At 42.5% G+C, this 3,757-nt stretch carries 2 protein-coding genes and 1 rRNA gene; all 3 read left to right on the top strand.

The features are described 5' to 3' along the window. On the top strand, positions 1-2,031 hold a 2,031-nt coding region (gyrA, locus tag HP456_RS21065), incomplete at its 5' end, for a DNA gyrase subunit A (RefSeq protein ID WP_172254771.1). A 173-nt stretch (positions 2,032-2,204) separates the two neighbouring features. Beyond that, positions 2,205-3,317: an HD-GYP domain-containing protein gene (locus HP456_RS21060; RefSeq protein WP_172254769.1), complete on the top strand. Its 1,113-nt coding sequence runs from the start codon at positions 2,205-2,207 to the stop codon at positions 3,315-3,317. A gap of 339 nt (positions 3,318-3,656) precedes the next feature. Then, positions 3,657-3,757 (top strand): 16S ribosomal RNA (locus HP456_RS21055); the annotation flags it as partial.

Genomic DNA, 3,757 nt, shown 5'->3' with positions numbered 1-3,757 from the left:
CTGGTGAACGGATCGTCAGGTATCGCTGTGGGGATGGCGACGAATATCCCGCCTCATAACCTTGGTGAGGTAGTTGACGGAATCCTTGCATTAAGTAAAGACCCTGACATCACAATCCAGGAATTGACCGAGTACATTCATGGTCCGGACTTTCCTACTGCCGGTTTGATTGTGGGAAGAAGCGGAATCCGCCGTGCCTATGAAACAGGTAAAGGTTCCATTACGATGCGTGCCCGTGTAGAAATTGAGCAGAAGAGCAACGGGAAAGAAACGATCATCGTCCACCAAATCCCATATCAAGTGAATAAAGCAAAACTGATTGAAAAAATAGCAGATCTTGTGCGCGATAAGAAAATCGACGGCATCACGGATCTTCGTGATGAATCAGACCGTAACGGTATGCGTATTGTCATTGAAGTCAGAAAAGACGCCAATGCAAATGTACTGCTGAACAACCTTTATAAGCAGACAGCCCTGCAAACAAGTTTCGGGATCAATCTGCTGGCTCTCGTAAACGGTCAGCCGAAAGTATTGAACTTGAAAGAATGCCTGTATGAATACCTCCAGCATCAACGTATTGTCATCCGCCGCAGAACTGAGTTTGAATTGCGTAAAGCGGAAGCAAGAGCGCATATCCTGGAAGGTCTCCGTATTGCACTTGATCATATTGATCAAATCATTGCCCTGATTCGTGGTTCTCAAACGACAGAACTTGCGAAACAAGGGCTGATGGAGCAATTCTCTCTATCTGAAAAACAAGCACAAGCGATCCTTGATATGCGTCTTCAGCGTTTAACAGGCTTGGAGCGCGAGAAGATCGAAGAAGAGTACCAGGAGTTAATGAAGCTGATTACAGAACTGAAAGCCATTTTGGCAGACGATGAAAAAGTACTTGAAATCATTCGTGAAGAGCTTCTGGAAATCAAAGAGCGATTCAACGACGAAAGAAGATCTGAAATTGTCGCCGGCGGAATTGAAAACATAGAAGACGAAGATTTGATCCCGCGTGAAAACATCGTTGTTTCTCTTACTCATAACGGCTATATCAAACGCCTTCCAGTCTCGACTTACCGCAGTCAAAAACGAGGGGGACGTGGAATTCAGGGTATGGGCACAACTGGCGATGACTTTGTAGAACATCTTCTGACAACATCTACTCATGATACGATCCTGTTCTTTACGAATAAAGGAAAAGCGTATCGTGCAAAAGGATATGAAATCCCTGAATTCAGCCGTACGGCAAAAGGGCTTCCGATCATCAACATGCTCGGGGTGGAAAAGGATGAATGGATCAATGCGATGATTCGGGTGGAAGAGTTTGTAGATGACTGGTATCTATTCTTCACAACGAAACACGGTATATCCAAACGTACGCCAGTCTCTGATTTTGCCAATATCCGTACAAACGGTCTTATTGCCATCAATCTGAGAGAGAATGATGAATTAATTTCCGTCAAGCTGACTGATGGAGAAAAAGATATGATTATCGGTACGAAAAAAGGTATGCTGATCCGTTTCCCTGAAACTGACGTCCGTTCTATGGGACGAACGGCAACCGGTGTTAAAGGGATCAACTTATCCAAAGATGATATCGTCGTAGGGATGGAAATACTTGAAGAGAAGAATGACGTCCTTGTCGTTACCGTGAACGGATATGGTAAGCGTACTCCTGCCAGTGAATACAGAATCCAGACCCGCGGCGGTAAAGGACTTAAAACGTGTAATGTCACGGAGCGTAATGGGGAACTCGTTTCTGTCAAAGCTGTTACAGGGGAAGAAGACCTCATGCTCATCACGGCTCATGGAGTCCTGATCCGTATGGACGTGAACGACATCTCGACAACCGGCCGTAACACTCAAGGTGTGAAACTGATCCGTCTTCAGGAAAGTGAATTCGTTTCTACTGTAGCAAAAGTAGAAAAAGAAGAAGAGGAAGAAACAGAAGCACCTGTAGAAACAGCGGATGATGCAGTGCAAACAGACACAGATTCCACAGAAACTGAACAACCGAATGATGATTCGGAAGAATAAATAACTTAAAGCTGCTTCCTGGGGAGGGTTTTCCTCAGGAAGCAGCTTTTTTTGTGAGAAAGCAACGGAGCATTTCATTTAAATATCAACAAACTTTACGAAAAATCAAACCATTATGAAATTAATTTGGTAAAATAAACTAAATAGACAAGCATGACTTGAGGTGTAATGAAATGAAGGTACGTCGTGATGAAGTTCAAGCAGGCTGGATTTTGGAAAAAGATATCGTGGGAATGACGGCAAACCCCATCATTCCAAAAAATACTATATTAAATGAAGAACATATTAAAATCCTGCGGGCATTTAATATCACTGAAGTAACGATAGAGAAAACAAAGCCTGGTGTAAACAACAACCTACCCGCCCAAACGATTTCACCTGATGAATCACCAGCCAGGCAAGAAGCTGCTGGTGAAAGCCTTACCGAGGCAGGTACTAATAAAGGTTTTATCAGCACCTATTTACGAAGTGTCGGTGAATTCAAACAGGAATTTACGAACTGGCAATCAGGTACGCCGATAAATATAGCGAATATGAGGAAAATCACATTGCCCCTCTTAAAAACAGTAGAACAGAACAAGTTCTTGCTCTACTCATTGAATCATCATGCTGCAAAAAACGATTATCTCTATCATCACCCTATTGCAGTCAGCATCCTGAGTGCAATGATTGGTAAGAAAATCGGACTTGATAACGGCCAGGCCAATCAATTGGCACTTGCCGGTGTACTTGCTGACTGCGGAATGTCAAAAGTCTCAGCAAACATCCTGATAAAAGAGAAGCCACTTTCGGAGCAAGAGTTCCAAGAGATCAAACTTCATACAGCTAATGGCTATAAAATGGTAAAGGATTCCCCACTTTTAAAACCAGAAGCGAAACTCGCAGTCTTTCAACATCATGAACGATTTGACGGTACCGGCTACCCGACGTCAGAAAAGAGTGATCGAATCCACTTGTATTCTCAGATTGTCGGGATTGCCGATGTATTCCACGCCATGACGTCAGAAAGGATATATAGAAGCAGGCAGCCGATCTTCAAAGTACTCGACATGATCAGTAAAGATCTATTCGGGAAATTTGATATTAAAGTAGTGAATGCACTTATGAACCTGATAGGGGACTTGGATATTGGAACAGCAGTCAAATTATCAACCGGGGATTACGGTGAGGTCGTCTATACAAAAGCAAACGCTGTTACGAAACCGATTGTAAAGCTAAATAACAGTGAGGAGCTGCTCGACCTCTCACTGCAAAAAGATATCTACATCACAGAGGTACTGGGGTAAGCCTTTGTTATAAAAGTTCCATTCTATATAACCAAGAGAATCTATTTTTCTTGGTTTCTACTTTTTCCTGAAATAAACCTTGCTTAAATCCCTCAAGCTATGTATAATATTATTTGTTGTCCGAAAGACATGATATATTGTTTTCCGAAAAAATATTTTTGTGAAATAATTAAAATGTCTTGACGGAAAACAGACAAGATGATATATTATAAAGGTCGCTTCAAACGGAGCACATAAAACATTGAACCTTGAAAACTGAACAAAACAAGACAATACGTCAACGTTAATTCTAGATTTACCGCAACGATTGAATGTTGCAAACAAGAGCTATTCAAACTTTTATCGGAGAGTTTGATCCTGGCTCAGGACGAACGCTGGCGGCGTGCCTAATACATGCAAGTCGAGCGGATCGATGGGAGCTTGCTCCCTGAGATCAGCGG

The organism is Bacillus haikouensis (assembly GCF_013179555.1).
In the GTDB taxonomy this organism is placed as follows: domain Bacteria; phylum Bacillota; class Bacilli; order Bacillales; family Bacillaceae_B; genus Rossellomorea; species Rossellomorea haikouensis_A.
Note: the sequence above shows the minus strand (reverse complement) of the source record. Positions and strands in the feature narration are given on the sequence as shown.